The organism is Segetibacter sp. 3557_3 (assembly GCF_004354985.1).
Taxonomy (GTDB): Bacteria; Bacteroidota; Bacteroidia; order Chitinophagales; family Chitinophagaceae; genus Segetibacter.
The window spans coordinates 57,246-74,298 of record NZ_SMSK01000020.1; the positions used below are offsets into that span (position 1 = coordinate 57,246).

Consider the following 17,053-nt stretch of genomic DNA (forward strand, 5'->3'; position numbering starts at 1 on the left):
CAAACATTGTAAGTTTAATTAAAATGATACGTTTATGCCGAAAAGCATTGACCACACCGGGGGAGTATCAATGCCCACCGTACCTGCGCCTTCAGGGTCGATACCGCCCTGTTTCCGATAGGGTGAAAACAATATAAACGGATCCGAAGCCGTAGCATAAATCCGCACCGACCTTCCACCCATCCTTTGTACAAGAGTTGGTGGAAGGTTATAGCCGAGGCTTATGCTTCTTATTTTTACAAAGCTGCCATCGAAGTAACTCAACACTGAACGGTTAAGTGGGTTGGTTGCTGCCGAGTTGGGCTTTGGAAAACTATTCTGGTTATTGAACGGGGTCCAATAGTCGGTTTTTAAATTGTTATACGTGCCCTGGTAGGTATTCACAAAATTGCCACCCTCCAGGCTGCTATTTAACGTGCTGCCGATTCGCGCAAATGCTACAACAGTAAAATCAAACCCCCGATAGCCAAGCCGGTTGGTCATTCCACCTTCCCACTTTGGCTGGCTCGTACCAACAATTACGCGATCGTAGGTTGCGTCAATCTTTCCATCAGGCTCACCCTTAGGTCCGCTTACATCGGCTACTCTGATTGTCCCGATCACTGAAGCGCTACCCGTTACGGTTAACCCAAGTCTTCTTGCTTCTGCAGAGTCTGCCGGTGTGTTCTGCCAGATGCCCATACGTTTATAATCGTAGTAAACGTCTATGGGTTGGCCAATGAACCATCCATTCGAAACATCCCTAGTAACTCCGGCTGCGAGTTGCGTTATCTTACCACGGTTAATAAAAAAATTCAGATCGGTGCTCCAGCTAAAATCATTTTTTGTTCTGCCCTGGATATTTATTGTGCTGACATGGAATTCAATTCCCTTGTTTTCTGTTTTGCCGATGTTTTTTACAACTGCGTTTGGGATGCCGGAAGTAATTGGGAGGGTTTGTGGCAACAATAGGGAATTGGTGTACTGTTTATACAGCTCAACTGAGCCTGATACCCGGTTGTTTAAGAACCCAAAATCGAGACCGACATTAGCAGTGGAGGTATATTCCCAGGTGAGTTGCTCGTTGGAAGCATTGGAGAGATACGCCCCGGTAACCGTGGTTTGCCCATAATTGTACACCAGAGGCGATAAAGCTCCGAGTGTCTGATAAGGATTAATGGCGGTATTGCCGGTAGTACCATAACTCGCCCGCAACTTCAGGTTGTTAATGCCGGTTAAACGGTCGAAGAAGGCCTCTTTGCTAATGTTCCAGGCAGCAGCAGCAGATGGAAATAGATGGTACTTATTACCTGGTGCTAAGCGCGACGATCCGTCGGAGCGCATCGTTAACGTGAGCAGGTATTTATCGTTGTAGGTGTAGTTCAACCGGCCCATGTACGACAGAATATCCCACTTAGCATACGAGCCGCTTCCCCGTAAATTGGAGGCATAAGTTGGATTGTAATAAGCAAGGTAATCAGCCGCTATGTTGGTGTTGTCGAATTGATTAGACTGCGTCTTTGATTCCTGCAAACTAAATAAGCCGGTAAAATTCAATTTATGTTTGGTTAAGAATACCTTATCATAGGTCAACAGATTCTCCAGGGTAAAATTAGTATTGAAGTTGGTGCGGTTTGAAGATGCGGAACCGCCCTGGTTTACCCTGAAGGTTGTCTTCCCGGCAAAGTAGTTGCCGTAAACATCATTACGGATCTCAACCCCTGTATTAAAACGGTACTTTAATCCTTTTGCCAGGCTAAGGTCCAGGTACAAGGTGGTAAACGTTCCAAACCTTTTACGATCCTCTACTACTGCACCTGGCAACAGATCCGCGAGTGGATTCCAGACCTGGCTGGCACTACCGGGGATGAAATCATTTAGGACGTTACCTGCGCTATCGAACGGCGATACCAAGGGACTTGCCCTTAATGCCTGTGCCATCGGGTTTGCACTTTCCCCTTTTCGTACGGTAAAAGTATTTAAACTACTTAAGCCCACCTTTACAAACTTTCCCAGCTGCTGATCAATACTGGCTTTAACAGTGAAGCGTTCAAATCCCTGGCCCTGGTAAATACCGGTCTGGTTGAAATAACCTCCGGAAAGTGCGAACTGTGTACTCTCACTACCACCGGTTATGCCTAACTGGTGGTTCGTCATAATCCCTGTTTTATAAATATAACTTTGCCAGTTGGTATTACGCCCGATCCTAAGGCCTTCCACTTCTGCCGGGTCGAAAACCCCACCAGTTAGAAACTGCGGATCATCAAGCCCGGTATATTTACCTGGATTACCGTTGATGTGTGCCCATTTTTTAAGATTGGTGAATTCCTGGGCATTCATTACCGGAAACTCGCGGATAAGCCGTGTTTCGCCCATATAGCCGCTATAAGTTAACACCGGCTTGCCGGTTCGTCCACGCTTGGTGGAAACCAGAATTACCCCATTCGCACCCCGTGAACCGTAAATTGCTGTGGAGGAAGCATCCTTAAGTACTTCAACACTTGATACATCGTCCTGGTTAAGGTCGTTGATACTTCCATTAAAAGGAATACCATCAACAACAATCAGGGGAGCATTAGAGGCACCTAATGATCTCGACCCGCGAATCAGGATGTTCGGCGTAGCACCTGGCTTGCTGTTTGCTCCGCTACGCTGAATGTCTATCCCTGCGCCCTGCCCCTGCAAGGCCGAAGCAAGATTGGAAGCAGGAACATCTTTAATTGATTGTTCGCTAATAGAGGTGATTGCCCCGGTAATATCGGACTTCCGCCTGGTACCATACCCGACAACTACCACCTGGTCAAGTTCATTTTTGTTGGTCATCAATTGAATTGAAAGATTTGAACCAACCGTACTTCCAATCCGGATCTCTTTCGTGATATAACCTATGTACGACACACGGAGAGTGCTATTTGGTGGCACATCTATCTGAAAATTCCCATCTTGACCTGAATTGGTGCCCTTGCCGGTTTCTTTAGACTGTATAGACACTCCGGAAAGTGGCTCACCACTTTGGCTAGTGATATTTCCTTTTACCAGGACTATTTTGCCTTGTGCCCAAGTGGGAAGATGATGGCATAAAAGAAAAAAACAAAATAAGACACTGCAGATTGCCCGGCTCCAATTGCGGTTCAACAAAGGAGGCAGAAAGTGGTCAGCTGAGGGGTCAAGGTATTTCATATTGCAAGTTTTAGAGAATAAGATTACTTTTTTGATCTGGTGAAAGGGTCTCTGTCACTCCAGCATTTATGGCTGACTTGCACTATTCTCAGCACGTCTCGGCAGTGTAGGAATGAAAGTCGCCAGTGCGCAAGAGAGTCTCAAAAACAGCCATCCTGTTTGCCTTATCCGGTTTGTTATCCCGTATGAATGTAATTGCGAACTTTTATCCGCGGAACGCATACTGCTGCGCAAAGTCATCAATCCATAAGGGGGTTGGCTATATAAAAAAGCAATTTTGAATGTACCTGTTTTGATAAGGCTTGTGCAAACCAGGATAGAGAACTGGTTAAGATTTTTATCGCTCCGGAAAGTTGTTGCCCGCAGGCGATGAGGTATAATTAAACGATTGCAGAGCCAGGTAAACCGGATCCACGATCCAGGCATTCCAGCTAATACAAGCTGGCGTACGACAACATAGGGGTTCGCAAAGCGAAGAAGGTAGGCGATTAACATACAGCGGCAGAAAATTATTCTGACAATCGTTTTCGTGAACCAGCCCTGGCAAAAGCTGTCATGCAAGTGAATAATATTTGCTGACCGGCACCATCGTGCAATTTGCAATCTATTCAGCTATTCTAACATCCGCGACGGGTTACCACAATTTTGTTGGAATATTATCCTGCCTGATTGTAAAATAATGTTTCTATGCGCATAATTGCTCCCGCTCTCTTGCTTGTTGTTCTCACAATGTCCTTTAATGTTTTTAGAAAGGACATTGCTTCAAAACACGTGTCTGTAAGCCCGAATGGCTCACTCAAATATCACCCCGACACTAAAGGCAATGTACTTCCCGATTTTAGCCGCGTGGGCTATTTCCATGGCGACAAAACAATCCCCGATGTACCCGTTGTAAAAACCGTGGAACCGTCAGGCAAGGGCAATGATGAAGAACGCATTGAAAACGCTATTCGCGAGGTTGCGAAGTTGTCACCGGATCAAAATGGCATCAGGGGAACGGTCCTACTTAAAAAAGGGATTTATAAAATCGAAGAAAGTATTGAAATAACAACAGGCGGTATCGTATTGCGGGGAGAAGGAAACAACGAAAATGAAACAAGGTTAATCTCTACGGCAACCAAAAAGGTGACTCTGATAAACGTAATGGGTTCAGGAACCATAAAAGAGGTTCCGGGCTCAAGAGTTAAAGTAACAGACGAATACGTACCGGTTGGTGCAACTTCTTTTCACGTAAGCGCAACAGCCGGGCTTAAGGCAGGCGACAAAGTAATCCTATACCGGCCTGGAACGCAGAAGTGGATAACCGATCTCCAGATGGACCAAATAGAAGAAAGGGGCGGTACCAAACAATGGAAACCAGCAGAATATGATTTCCAGTTTGAACGCCAGGTGACTATGATAAAAGATAATGTTGTGTATATCGACAACCCCGTTGTTATTGCACTGGAAGCTCAGTATGGTGGGGCTGAACTATTCAAATATACTTTTGCGGAACGCCTGTCAAACGTTGGGATTGAAAACCTCTACCTTGAATCAGCATTCCAAAGCGATACAGCAGAGAATCATGGATGGGATGCCATCAGCTTCGACAAAATAGAAAACGGGTGGATTACTAATGTCACCTCACGGTATTTTGGTTATTCGTGCGTAAATCTTGGCAATTGGGCAAAAAACATTTCCGTACTCAACAGCAAATGCTTTGATGCAAAATCGGTTATTACCGGCAGCCGGCGTTATTCGTTCAACAACGACGGGCAACAAAATTTGTTCATGAAATGCCAGGCTACCGAAGGCAGGCACGACTACGTTACAGGTGCTAAAGTTTGCGGACCCAATGCCTTTGTAAACTGTACCGCAAAAAATACACATGCCGATATAGGGCCACATCACCGGTGGGCAATGGGTACCCTTTACGACAACATTGTAACGGATGGTGAAATCAACATTCAGGATCGCGGCAATTACGGAAGCGGACATGGGTGGAGCGGTATCACCCAGGTATTGTGGAACTGTACCGCAAAAAGGGCAGCGGTACAAAACCCCTGGGTTGGCGGCAAAAATTATTGCATCGGGTTAAAGGGTGGCAAATACCCGGGACGGCTGAAAGACCGGCCCGATGGCGAATGGGAAGCACAGGACCAAACCGTTGAGCCAAAGTCGCTGTACCTGGCGCAGTTGAATGCAAGGAAAAAGTCTTGATGCCTGGGGTGATGCACCCATAAACTGGGCAAGCACCGTTGAGTCGGCGATGGTTCGTTTAGTGAAGCCATTCGTGTTAATAGATTGCGCAGTAGAAGTATGCTGTACAAGTGTGCGACGCCCGCGCGGCGAGCCATTCTGACGGGCAACGATGCTGAATAGAACCCCTTCAGTTGGGTCCAAAAGAAGGTTTTAAGTCTACATTGACAGACCCACTTCGTGTGATTTATTTGGGGACAAACAACAGTTTTTCAATTGAGCTTTTGTTGTGTCACTCCCTTCTACCGCATCTTTTCATGGCAGCTATTGCATTGCGTTAAAATGCCCTTTATCTCCGCTTAGTATGCCAGCAGTACAAGGATTATATAAGATTCGTTTAAATGGACTTGATATGTGAAGCTGTCTTGTTTGTTGACAGGCGCAACGATGTCGCTTTAGATTAATTGGCAAATACATAAAAATGAAAGAAACATCTCCTCTTTTGGTAAGGTTCACCCCCGGTAATTTCAGGAATTTCAAGAAACTAAAAAGCTCCCCGATTTAAGGAGGAGCTAATGGTTCTCAGAAGGATTACTTTTTTATTTCAACAAGGCCGTGGCGCACCATAACACCGGTGCCTGCCCATGTAAGTCTCCAACGTTTCTTTTACGGTCCAGGTAATACTGGCGATCATTTTTCTTGTTTGTTCCCTCGCAAACTTCAATGGTGTCATTGTTCTCGTTGATATTTTTGACCAGCGCAAGCCAGCCTTTGCGTGCTGCGGAACCATAGGTATTTTTGTCGAGCCAACCTTCTTTTACCCCCGTGATTATAGCAAAAGTAAACATACCGGTGCAGGAAGTTTCAGGCCACGAAGCAGGGTCGTCGATCAGCTGTCGCCACATTCCGTTTTCAGCCTGGTATTTGAGTAAGGAAGCCATCATTTTTTTATAACCCTCCATTATCCTTGGCCTGTCCTTATTGTCCTTGGGTAAAGAGCGAAGCAGTTCGGCCATCCCTGCTGCCATCCAACCGTCGCCGCGGCCCCAATAGTAGGGAACATCCGGCGCGTGGTAAAACAAGCCATTTGGCTGCTGTAAAGTGTCAAGATAAAACACCATTTCACGAGCCGCCCGTTCTATATATTTCTTGTCACCGGTTGCGCGGTATGCCTGGGCCTGAACTGCAGTTATCATGAACATGTCGTCTATCCACAAGCGGGTTTGCCAGGTCAGTCCTTTGCTGTAGAACCTCCGGGAGTCGGCATTAACCCGCGGACCTTCGGGCTCACCCCACTGGTTATCGGCAAACCGCTTTCCAAGCGCCAGGTACCTCTGATCCTTTGTTTGCATATACAACTCAAAAGGAACAGACCCGAAAACGGTGTAATCCACGTGATCGGGTTTTGGGATCAGTGTATCGCGTGAACCAAAAAGTGGTTCGAAGCGCTGGGTTAGCTGACTCAAAAGTTTTTTATCACCCGTTACTTTTGCAAAGCTGGCTGCGCCATACCATGTGCAGGATTCAGGATAGGTAATTACTTTAGGCGGCGTTGGCCGGTTAAAGTTGGTATGCGGGGTAGCAATATAATGGTCTGCAACCCGCTTTCCTACCTCTTGCGGAGTTGATCCCCTCGGAAAGCTTTTCAAGTCTGAACTTTCCTTCTTCGGCTGGGCATAGGTGCCGGCAACATTTAGTTGGGTTATGGTGGCTGCAAGCCACAGGTAATGCAAAATCTGCTTCATATGTCGTTATTGTTTATGGACGATATTTTCGGAATATATCCGTTTTATGGTTTTCTCTCCCCCTTTGGAACGTAGTGATCTACAGGCTGCACTTCAATCCACGATTGTTCTTTTTCACCTTCCTGTGTAAGGCAGGAGGTAAAAAATGCAGTCACCTCAGCCTTTTCATTTACATATACAAACGGTCGTTCGCGCCGGCGAAAAGTGACAGATGATCCGTTATCATAAGTAACGGTTTTGGTGTACACAGGGTCTTTTGAAACCAGTTTGTAATTAACCCCATCCGTAGAATAATACTGCGCCCCGTTTTTGTTTACACCCGTCGCATCACCCCTGAAGTCGCTAAGTATTACATTGTATTGGCCTGATGCCCACCAGATGGTTGGATCTTCCAACTGGTAATTTCCTGGCAACAGGTTAGCCCCTTCTTTCAGTTGTGTATAACGTGTATTAAATGCTGACGCCGTAAAGCCCTGGGCAATTCGGATATCATTGACCGACTTGCGACCAAACACATAAATACTTCCATCTTTTTTTACGAGAGGCGCAGGATTAGAGAAGGGCATGGCTACGGAGTCGATGCGTGTCCAGGGGCCTGTTATCGCATTGGCATAAGCATAACCGGTTTCATTTGCCGAGGAGATGTAATAAAGTACAAAGGTCTTTCCAGCCTTGACGATCTTTGGGTTGTGCGCCCGGTCGTTGTCCCAGCGACCTTCCCTTTTTTGAATGACAACCTCCGCAAATTGATAAGGTCCATAAAGGTTTTTGGATGTCGCCCGTACTATCTCAGAGTATTTCGTCCAGCCTCCCAGGCCATACTGTTCGGGCCAACGCGAGGCAAACATATGATAAGTGCTTCCAACTTTTATTACCGTTGGGCACCATAAGATGTATCCCTCCATCTTAAAACCGCCCTTCTTTACCGCAGGTTTTAAAGCATCTTTGAGGGTTTGTGCATCAACAAACGAGTAGCACGAAATTAATAAGATGGTGAGCATTGTTTTTTTCAAAATATTCATTGGCATCTTTTCATAAATTTCAACCCACGTTAATTTGAATTGGCAGCGGCAATAACATGGTATGATCAGCCTTACCGGGTTATTAGAACCCGCTAATTCATCGTTCAATGTCGTTTACTTAAGTCCGTTCGCATAAATGCCGACCCGATTGTTACCGTACAAGGGAGTGACACAACAGGAGCTTCATCGAGCTCCTCTGCTGGTCACAAAAAAATCGGTAAATAGATGTCATTGACTCATCCTTGTTAAACTGACAAATCAAATGACGGATCAACTAGCCTGTAGCCAGCACCAAGCTTTTAGTTGTTTAGTGCCTGAGCCTCTTTAATCGTGAATTTAATTTCACTCTTGCCGGTTGATTTATTTGCCGGCAGGCTTACCGGGGCCTTCCCCCATTCGTTGTTAAAGTACACTGCCTTTTCTATTACCACATCCGTTGCATTTTTCAGTTTTATTACTGAGTTCACTTCTGCTGCCTTCACCATCTTTATGTCGGAAAACTTCCCGCCAACCACATCATCAAGGAAAAATACATAACGGGCATCAGTTTTCTCATAGTTGAAACTACAAGCCTTTACGCTTAAGCCTTTCACATGGCGTGCCCAAAGCCCGTAGGCAGGTTGAATTCCCAGGTTTGCAACATTGTATTGACCTACACCCAGTTCAGGGGGACTTGCAGCCGTATCTGTGAGCGGGTTGGTTCCTTTAACAAGCACATGAACATCGTTAAAGACAATGTTTTTAACATAGCCGGTGTGTTTGCCATTGGGTAGCCTGAAGGTTAACCCGCCCTCCACAACAGATGGATCGGGCAAGGCATAGCCAGCTACTATCGGGGATGCTTTACGTTGTTTTCCATCATAGGGTTTCCATCTTTTATCTGCTGCACCAAACGAACTGCCGCCATATACCTCCGTAATGTCAACATGATTGAGGATGATATTTTCGACTACTCCAATGTTGACGTTTGTTACCAGCAGTTCATCATGTTTTTTGCCGTTCTCATCAAACTTAAACCTCGAGACATCAGCCCCTAAAATGCGGGCTCGATTTGAAATCGAAATAAAAAATGGTGTTGTTGTTCTATACATTTTCGAGCGCGAATGGATTTTTCCGGTGTGTCCGCAGTTGAGATGAATATCCTTTACGTGCGCACCGTCGTTGGTTGAAATGGAAAAACCGGCTTTGTTTGCGCCCAATACATAGATATTATCGACACAGGCATCCGTTATATCATCCGCCGTTTCTGAGCCGATCTGGAAAAGGTTGCAATTGGTATCGCCAATGATGTTTCTTACTCTGAACTTTTTAGAAGGGCGGGTAAATCCAAGTGAACAATCCGATCCTGGTTTCACGATGTCATCGGAGCTTACTTTACAATAAATGTTTGTGGCCGTAACATTGTTACATTGCATAAAGTCGTAAATGTCACGAACATTGGAAGTATTGTTTTTTCCAAAATAAGTATCATGTACATTAATGTTATCAGTACCGGTTGCCAACAATGCGAAGTGGCCGGCCCTGTCGATGTGCAGCATATTTTCAATTCCGAAATCTTTGATGCCATTTTCTTTTATGTAGTATGGTTCATCTTTCTTTTCATCATACCATAAATCCTCATTGCGGTAATAACCGCCAATCTCCAGGTTAGTACAAAGTTTCAGGGTAAACATTTTATCGCTACGGTTGTCAGGTGCATTGTTCATTACCCGGTCGCCGGTGACCAGGTTCCCGTTGCCAGTGATATAACCATTGCCGATGATCTTAACATTGTCCAGTCTTTCACCAAAGAACATGGTATTACGGAAGTAATGATGACCTACGTCCTGTTTGGTAAGCCAGTTCTCCGGTTCCAAGTACGGTCCCTCATCAGTAGGTGACAAACCTGAGCGGTATTTTTTGTCACTGAACCAGGTAGTTTCCGGAGCGTCGCCACCTTTCAGGGCTTTAATGATGGCACCTTTATCAACAATAAGGTATACATTACTTTTCAATTGAATTGTCCTTACTGCATAGGTACCCGGACTAAAAAGAAGGGTTCCGCCACCCAACTGGTTAATGTAGGTAATTGCTTTATTTATTGCTTCGGTGTTGTCCTGGTTGTCCTGGCCGCTGGCCCCGAAATTTTTGATGTCCATTTTACCGGAATAAAACCGAACTGTATTTGAATAGCCTCTGTTCACACCCTGTTTTACTTCGAGCCGGAATGTGTATAATTTGTTCGGCAACAACCCGGCAATTTTTGCAACCCTTTTACCCCCATCAATTTGTACAGGCGATCGTTTCCAGTTTTGTGCATCGTCTGTTGAATAGAAAAGCTGGACATGCGCGTTGTTACCAGCATTCCATTTGAAATTGACAGATGTGTAAGTGGAAGGTGACTCCCTGTACCGGAGACCGGCAGTTTGCACTCTTTGAAAATCAGCTATGGTTGTTGTACCTGTAAGCGATGCCACTTCGGCACCAACTCCAGCGCTGGTAAGCGCCTCGGGTTGAGTTGTGGTATAAGTGGCTTTAAAGTTATACGTGCCAGCCTTTGGCAGTTTTACGTTCCTGATCACCAATGTTAGATCAACGCCGTTTGCAGGCCTGAGATCGAGATGTGTAAACGAGATAATTGAGCCACCATCAGTAGCTTTTGCGATAGCAACAACACCCACTTTTGAATAAGAGTAATTGCTTCCGACACGCCCGATGGATTGCTTTTCGAGCTGGCTCAATTTTACTTCGCCGCGGCCAATTACATTAACGGTTGTATTGTCCATTGTAACCCCAATACCTGCTGGCACATAAATTTTTACACTTGCATCCGGGCTTCTTTGCCCTGCCGTAAAATAAAGTGTGAGATCTTGTGGAATGTTAATGGTAAGTTGGCTTTGTTGCAGTGTAAGCTGCCCGCTTAAGGCTGCCCTGCGTAATGCAATGGGGTAAATTTTGTTGAACTTTCCATCCTGCGAATTTACCACCAGCTTATCGCCGGTTTCGATTTTACCCTCGCTTTTAGTGTTGCCGCTAATATCTTTAATTGAATAAACCTGCAAAGATCCATCCGATGATGAAAGCTGTTGAAGCAGTTGCTTTACACTCGCGTCTGTAGCAACAAGTCCTTTGTCCTCCGGGGTATCAACGGTGTAGGCATAAGTAGAGCCGGTAATTACAACAACCGAATCGTTTGTTATTTGCCCGATGTTAGGGGCATAGGCCGCATGTTTAATGCGGGTACCAGGTTGCGCCTTGATCTCACTCAAAAAGGAAGTGAGGCATAAGCAAAATGCAAAAATTATTTTCATAGCAAACAAAAATCAAAAACTAAAAAATATAATACTCATAAATCGCAGGTATAGATTCCCAAAGGGACTCCTCCTTCGTCGGAACTACAAAAGGTTCAAGTCTCATCGCTCCTCGTTACTCTCTCATAATTTCCGAAGGGATTTCTCGTGCCTCGAAATGACAGAACCTCATCGCTCCTATCTTATAACTACCGATGGGATTCCTCCTTCGTCGGAACTACAAAAGGTTCACGTCTCATCGCTCCTCGTTACTCTCTCATAATTTCCGAAGGGATTTCTCGTGCCTCGAAATGACAGAACCTCATCGCTCCTATCTTATAACGACCGATGGGATTCCTCCTTCGTCGAATGACAGAAGGTTCACGTCTCAGCAATCCTCGTCACTATCTCATAATTCCGAAAAGATTCCTCGTGCCTCAAAATGACAGAACCTCATCGCTCCTATCTTATGACTACCAAAGGGATTCATCCGTCGTCGGAATGACAGAAAGTTCGCGACTCATCTCTCATCGTTCATATCCCATAACTCAGCACTCATTCATAGTTCATCATTCATAGTTGATCCCCCGCCTTAATTTCAGTTGCGCTTCGAACAACGACTCGGGCTGCACCTTTTTGTTTTGCATTTCATTGACACCAACATTTTCGAAAGAGACTTTCTTATCAGACTGGAAGCCCACCAAAATTGGTGCGGCAATGGTATAATTACGTCTCCGGCCCATATCCCAAAAATTATAGTTCTGGTCTTTTGCTGACTTGTGGTAGAAGTTCCAGAGAACAAGATGTTTGCCGTGATGCGGATGACCGGGCTCCGGTCCGCCCAGGTTATAAAATACGCCGCCGTCAACCTGGTCGTATAAGGTTGCGTAAGGCTGCCCGGAGTGTATATCAAAGTTCTGGTCGGTGCCTAAGGAACATTGAGTGATAACGGTACCTACAGCGCTGTAACCGGTACCGGCACCATGATGCTGTGCGCCATTAAACGAACAATTTTTTACGAGTACCCCATAGCCTGCCCGGGCATGAACGGATGCATGTCCCTTTTTGCCCCGGAAGTGTGTATTTAAGATGCTCACCTGGTAGCCCGAACGGATGAAGATGCCCTCGTTCCAGTCGTGGAATTCACAATTGCGCACCCAGCTGTTTTTAACATACTCCATCCCCACAGCCTCATAAGCATAATCATGAATCTCATTTTTATGGTGAATAAATTCTTCAGGGTATGTTTTCCAATTGCTGGTAAATAAGATGTCCTCGATTCCACATTCTTCGATTGACTTGAAAGCAACGATATCCCAGGCGGCTGATTTCACCATTTTAATGTCGAGATGAACAGGGTTTTTAAAGGTGACCTTATTGCCCTGTATCTTCTCGATGGTATGAATTTCGAATACCTGCATACCCCCTTTATCGCCAAACAAACGGGTCCATTGCTGCTTCAATTCAAGTGGCGCGAAATACAACCGGGTAAATTCTTCGCTGCGATGACGGATTGCTATATCCTGGCCGACCTTTAATTTCGATGCGTCGTTTACATCAACGCTAAAAGTTTCTCTTACAACATCTTTTACAATGGTGGTAAGTTTTAGAAGGTCATCATTAATTGGCTTGAACAATATTTGCCTGCCATTGATACGCATATTAACCTGGTAAATCTCCGTTCCCCCGGAACCACTTCCACTGCCCTTTAACACAATGTTGCTCTTTGAAATCCGCACCTGTTTTTTATTGTTCGTATCGGGAGCCAACAGAAATTTTCCGCGGGGAAAAAACACAACACCACCGGAAGAATTACTCTCTGCTGCATCAACTGCTTTCTGAATGGCTTCATCATCAAACAATTCATCGTTTGGTATTGCACCAAAATCGGTGACGTTAAAGCTTTTCCTTTTGTTCACAGGTGGAATTTCGACTTCACTCCAGCGGTAGCCGGCATAGGAGAAATCAGGAAGGATTGGTATTTTACCTGCTTTCTTTGAATCAAAAAAATCCTTCCAAAGCGGAGCAACCTGCTGCGCACCGGCAGAGGCTATACATGCAATACTTATGGCACTAGCGATAATAACTTTCATATGTTTTCAAGCAGAGAAGCATTTTGTTATAATCGTTGGGATCTGCTGCCCAACGATTATAGAAGTACAAGTGAGTGACCCGCCAACCAGTTGGGGGCACGCACAACGATGCTGAAGAAGGATATCCTGCTGGTCACCAAAAATACTATTCTCCTGAACCGGTTATAACGGCCGTTTCAATTTCCAATTGCTTGTTAAAACCTTTTGCATTTGATTTAGAAAGCTGAACACGTGCACTATTTACTCCCTCTACTTTTACCAAGGCAGCCCCATTACCGGCAGCAGTAATATTTTTCACTACAGCGCCCTGAACATTTTCCAAACGAATGACCGCCTCGGCACCGCTGGTAGCCGGAATGTTCCAGTGGTCCAATTGGATTTCCTGCCCATCTTCGCACACGAAAGCAGGACGTTGATCATTGGCTGCTAACGTGAACTGAATGTTCTTTAATTTGAGTCCTTTTACGTGCCGCGCCCAGATACCGTAAGCAGGTATCAGCGGGCCAAAAGTTTTTACTTCGGGATACTGGTCGATGGCCTCAGGCACCGCATGCCTGGCATCACCCCTATTGCCTCCGCCAGCAATCGAAATGTCGATATTCTCCAATGTAAGGTTGGTGATATAGTGCCCGGGAACACCGGTTATCAAGATGCCGGACGGCGGCTTTAGTTGTGCATCGGCAGAAGCCTTTGCTTTTACATTCCTGATGACAACATTTTCAAAAGTTCCTGTAGTTTGTTTGGTATCGTTTGCCTTGCGAAATACACTTAAGCGGCTACCCAAACGGAACAACATCGGTGTTCTAACTTCGTCCATGGTAATGTCGGATATCTCTACATTCCGGATACGGGCGCCATCAACCGTCAGCAATTTTATGCCGCCGTTTTTAGTGTCGTAAATGTGGCAACCTGATATCCTGATGTCTTCGAAATTGGCCATCGACTCGGTACCCATCTTTATACCGGCCTGGTTGCTCTTAAGCCTTAGGCCGGTGACCGTTATGTTTTTACAAGCCATGGTACTCGAAGTGGTTTTAAAAACTAGTGCATCGTCGCCACTCACCACGTCGCAATTTGTAATCCGAACATCCTGGCACCCATCGATGCCAATGCCATCGTTATGTGCAACACCAACACTGACAATCTTTACATTTTCGATGTTGATGTTTTTGCTTTGGAAGTAATGCGAGGTCCATGCCCCGGCATAGTTGAGGGTAACGTCTTTTACCGTCACCCTTGTACATCTTACAATACGAACTAAAAAGGGGCGAAGCCCCCAACGCTGCCCTTCGGGGCGGGTATCGGTTATAATATGTTTTGCCTTTAATGCAGCGCCCTGCCCATCAATTCTTCCTTCTCCTTCAAGTCCAATATTGTTTGCATCAACTGCCACCACCAGCGCCCAACCCACATCTATTCCGAGGCCCTCGGTGAACGGGTCGAGGTTCCTGTAATCCTTAAGGTCGATACTTCCAAGCAGTACAGCACCTTTCCGGAAATGCAGGGTCACATTATCTTTCAGTTCAATAGTGCCGCTTAAAAACCTACCCGCTGGAAAATACACCTTTCCACCCCCTGTTTTATTGCAGTCGTCAATGGCCTTTTGTATAGCGGCTGTATTCAGTGTTGTGCTGTCTGCAACCGCTCCATATTTGCTGACATCGGTATCCGTTGCAATCACCAGAAGGGCCGAAAGCAACATGGGCATCAACAACAAAAATCTCTTAAATAGCATATCGTTTTTTTGTGACGAGCTTCAGGTGAATATGGTCATTCCTGCAAGGGATGAAACGTAATAGGGCAACAAGACAATGCGCGCCACATCCATGCTTCCACCTCGTGTGCAATCTTATTTAGCTTTCCTCAACCGGATCATCACCACCCCATGCGGCTTAACCTCTGCACTAAATTCTTCTTCAAATGTGCCAAGGTCTTTTTGCCGCCAGAGGTCACGAACGATGTACTTTCCCCGGATACCGAGCTCGCTCCATTTAACGGAAAGCTTACGTGTAAGGCTATCTGTTACATTAAACAAACCGGCAGCTTTACTTCCATCTTCAAGGTCTTTTGCAAGCACCCCGCAAGAGTCAACCCGTGCCACCATCGTTGCCTGCTTTCCAAGAGGATCCTGGTTGACATCGATCACTTCATCATTGGTGAGCAGGCTGAGCGTGAAATCATCAAGCTTTGTAAGATCGTTGCCCAACAACAGGGGAACCGATTGCAGGCACCATGCACTCATGTGGCTATATTGTTCATCCGCGGTAAGCATAGTTGGCCGCGGTGTTTTACCCCAGCCTACCCATCCAACAATCATCATGTCGGGATCGTTCCAATGACCTGGTCTTGCATAAGGTGCCCATTTATCCTGGGTCAGCAAACGGCTTTTTAAACTCTTCCAGTTATCGCGTATATCACCGCCTGTTCGCCATGCATTTGACACCGTCGACAATTCTTTAACTGAAGCAAAAGGTGTGCTGTTCGATAAACTAAAAACGATATCGCGGCCGCTGTTCCTCAATGCCTCATACATGAGTTTAGTTTCCGGGTATTCAACCGGGTTCCAGTCGTACTTTAAATAATCAAAGCCCCACTTTGCCCATTGCTTTACATCATTCTCCACAAAAACATATTTGCCGATGGCATAAGGGATCTTCTTTTCCCTTCGCGGAACATTTTCCTTCACTGGTTCGAACGTGCCGCCTTCGTTCATTGCGGATCCCCCAATCCGGTGCCCATACGATTCAATCCATGGTGTGCTGTATATTCCGGCTTTCAATCCAAGCCTGTGTATTTCATTCACCAGCCCTTGCATATCAGGAAAGGTGGTTGAGTCGGGAAGAATGGCGAAAAATTCACCTCCTCGTTTGCCTTGCCAAACGTCGTCGATGTTCATGTACGTCCAGCCGTGGTTGATAAGTCCGCTGGTGGACATAGCTTTTGCATTTGCAAGTACCAGCTCCTGTGTTACCTTACCTGAATAAATGTTCCAGCTGTTCCAGCCCATTGGGGGTGTAAGCGCAATTGTTTCACCAACAACAATTTTAAAAGGCCTGCTTGTTTTTCCCCGGCTGTTCTTCGCCTCTATCGTAACCGTATATTCGCCGGCCTTTGTTATTGACCCCGAGATTTGTCCGGTTTTGGAAGAAAGCTTTACCCCTGGAGGCAGGTTTTTCGCAGAGAATTCCAGCGGCCTGGTACCACTAGCAGGTACCGTGAATACAATAGGATGGCCCGGACGAACACCAAAACTTTTTGGGCCATTGATCTTTGGTGCGGGCCCGGGTTTTGGCGTAAGAATGTAAGCGCTTAAACTATCCTGGGCGTTCAGGTCGTTAATCCCAAAAGTTGATAAAGTGCAGCCGCAAACAAGTGCTATAAAAAGTCTTTTCATTTCTATTATTAATGCTATAACCATCCCATGCTGCGGAAGGCATCCCGCTTTGGTGGGAATGAGAAAATCCCGATTCATCACCCATAACGCTCAACGGGATCCCTCCTTGATCGGGATAACAAACTTTCATAACACATCACCCATCTTTTATACGGCGTAACTCCCGACGGGGATCCCTCGTGCCTCGAGATGA

8 protein-coding genes are annotated in these 17,053 nt (G+C 45.8%); 1 reads left to right on the forward strand and 7 read right to left on the reverse strand.

All coding sequences use genetic code 11. The annotated features are described in order from the left end of the window. Nucleotides 1-18: 18 nt before the first annotated feature. On the reverse strand, nt 19-3,159 hold the full coding sequence (locus EXU57_RS21790) for a SusC/RagA family TonB-linked outer membrane protein (RefSeq protein WP_133270383.1): 3,141 nt from the start codon (nt 3,157-3,159) through the stop codon (nt 19-21). 687 nt (nt 3,160-3,846) lie between these two features. On the opposite strand from EXU57_RS21790, the gene EXU57_RS21795 reads away from it, so the two are divergent. Continuing rightward, the gene (locus tag EXU57_RS21795) at nt 3,847-5,358 is read left to right on the forward strand and encodes a hypothetical protein (protein WP_133270384.1); all 1,512 of its coding nucleotides are present in this window, start codon (nt 3,847-3,849) and stop codon (nt 5,356-5,358) included. 578 nt (nt 5,359-5,936) lie between these two features. On the opposite strand, the gene EXU57_RS21800 is transcribed toward EXU57_RS21795, so the two are convergent. The 6 genes from EXU57_RS21800 to EXU57_RS21825 form a co-directional block, all read right to left on the reverse strand. Beyond that, on the reverse strand, nt 5,937-7,082 hold the full coding sequence (locus EXU57_RS21800; RefSeq protein ID WP_133270385.1) for a glycoside hydrolase family 105 protein: 1,146 nt from the start codon (nt 7,080-7,082) through the stop codon (nt 5,937-5,939). 44 nt (nt 7,083-7,126) lie between these two features. Then, nucleotides 7,127-8,104: a glycoside hydrolase family protein gene (locus EXU57_RS21805; RefSeq protein WP_133270386.1), complete on the reverse strand. Its 978-nt coding sequence runs from the start codon at nt 8,102-8,104 to the stop codon at nt 7,127-7,129. Between the two features lie 299 nt (nt 8,105-8,403). After that, nucleotides 8,404-11,394: an endopygalactorunase gene (locus EXU57_RS21810; RefSeq protein WP_133270387.1), complete on the reverse strand. Its 2,991-nt coding sequence runs from the start codon at nt 11,392-11,394 to the stop codon at nt 8,404-8,406. A 548-nt stretch (nt 11,395-11,942) separates the two neighbouring features. Continuing rightward, a complete protein-coding gene (locus tag EXU57_RS21815) occupies nt 11,943-13,466 on the reverse strand; it encodes a DUF4955 domain-containing protein (RefSeq protein ID WP_133270388.1) in 1,524 nt (507 codons plus the stop codon). 145 nt (nt 13,467-13,611) lie between these two features. Then, nucleotides 13,612-15,201, reverse strand: a complete 1,590-nt coding sequence (locus EXU57_RS21820) for a glycoside hydrolase family 28 protein (RefSeq protein WP_133270389.1) — start codon at nt 15,199-15,201, stop codon at nt 13,612-13,614. A 114-nt stretch (nt 15,202-15,315) separates the two neighbouring features. Then, the gene (locus EXU57_RS21825) at nt 15,316-16,860 is read right to left on the reverse strand and encodes a putative Ig domain-containing protein (RefSeq protein WP_133270390.1); all 1,545 of its coding nucleotides are present in this window, start codon (nt 16,858-16,860) and stop codon (nt 15,316-15,318) included. Between the last annotated feature and the right edge of the window lie 193 nt (nt 16,861-17,053).

What these genes read in the sequence shown, in the direction of transcription:
- EXU57_RS21795 (WP_133270384.1), top strand. Translation starts at nt 3,847, where the DNA reads ATGCGCATAATTGCTCCCGCTCTCTTGCTTGTTGTTCTCACAATGTCC.
- EXU57_RS21790 (WP_133270383.1), bottom strand. Translation starts at nt 3,159, where the DNA reads ATGAAATACCTTGACCCCTCAGCTGACCACTTTCTGCCTCCTTTGTTG.
- EXU57_RS21800 (WP_133270385.1), bottom strand. Translation starts at nt 7,082, where the DNA reads ATGAAGCAGATTTTGCATTACCTGTGGCTTGCAGCCACCATAACCCAA.
- EXU57_RS21815 (WP_133270388.1), bottom strand. Translation starts at nt 13,466, where the DNA reads ATGAAAGTTATTATCGCTAGTGCCATAAGTATTGCATGTATAGCCTCT.
- EXU57_RS21820 (WP_133270389.1), bottom strand. Translation starts at nt 15,201, where the DNA reads ATGCTATTTAAGAGATTTTTGTTGTTGATGCCCATGTTGCTTTCGGCC.
- EXU57_RS21805 (WP_133270386.1), bottom strand. Translation starts at nt 8,104, where the DNA reads ATGAATATTTTGAAAAAAACAATGCTCACCATCTTATTAATTTCGTGC.
- EXU57_RS21825 (WP_133270390.1), bottom strand. Translation starts at nt 16,860, where the DNA reads ATGAAAAGACTTTTTATAGCACTTGTTTGCGGCTGCACTTTATCAACT.
- EXU57_RS21810 (WP_133270387.1), bottom strand. Translation starts at nt 11,394, where the DNA reads ATGAAAATAATTTTTGCATTTTGCTTATGCCTCACTTCCTTTTTGAGT.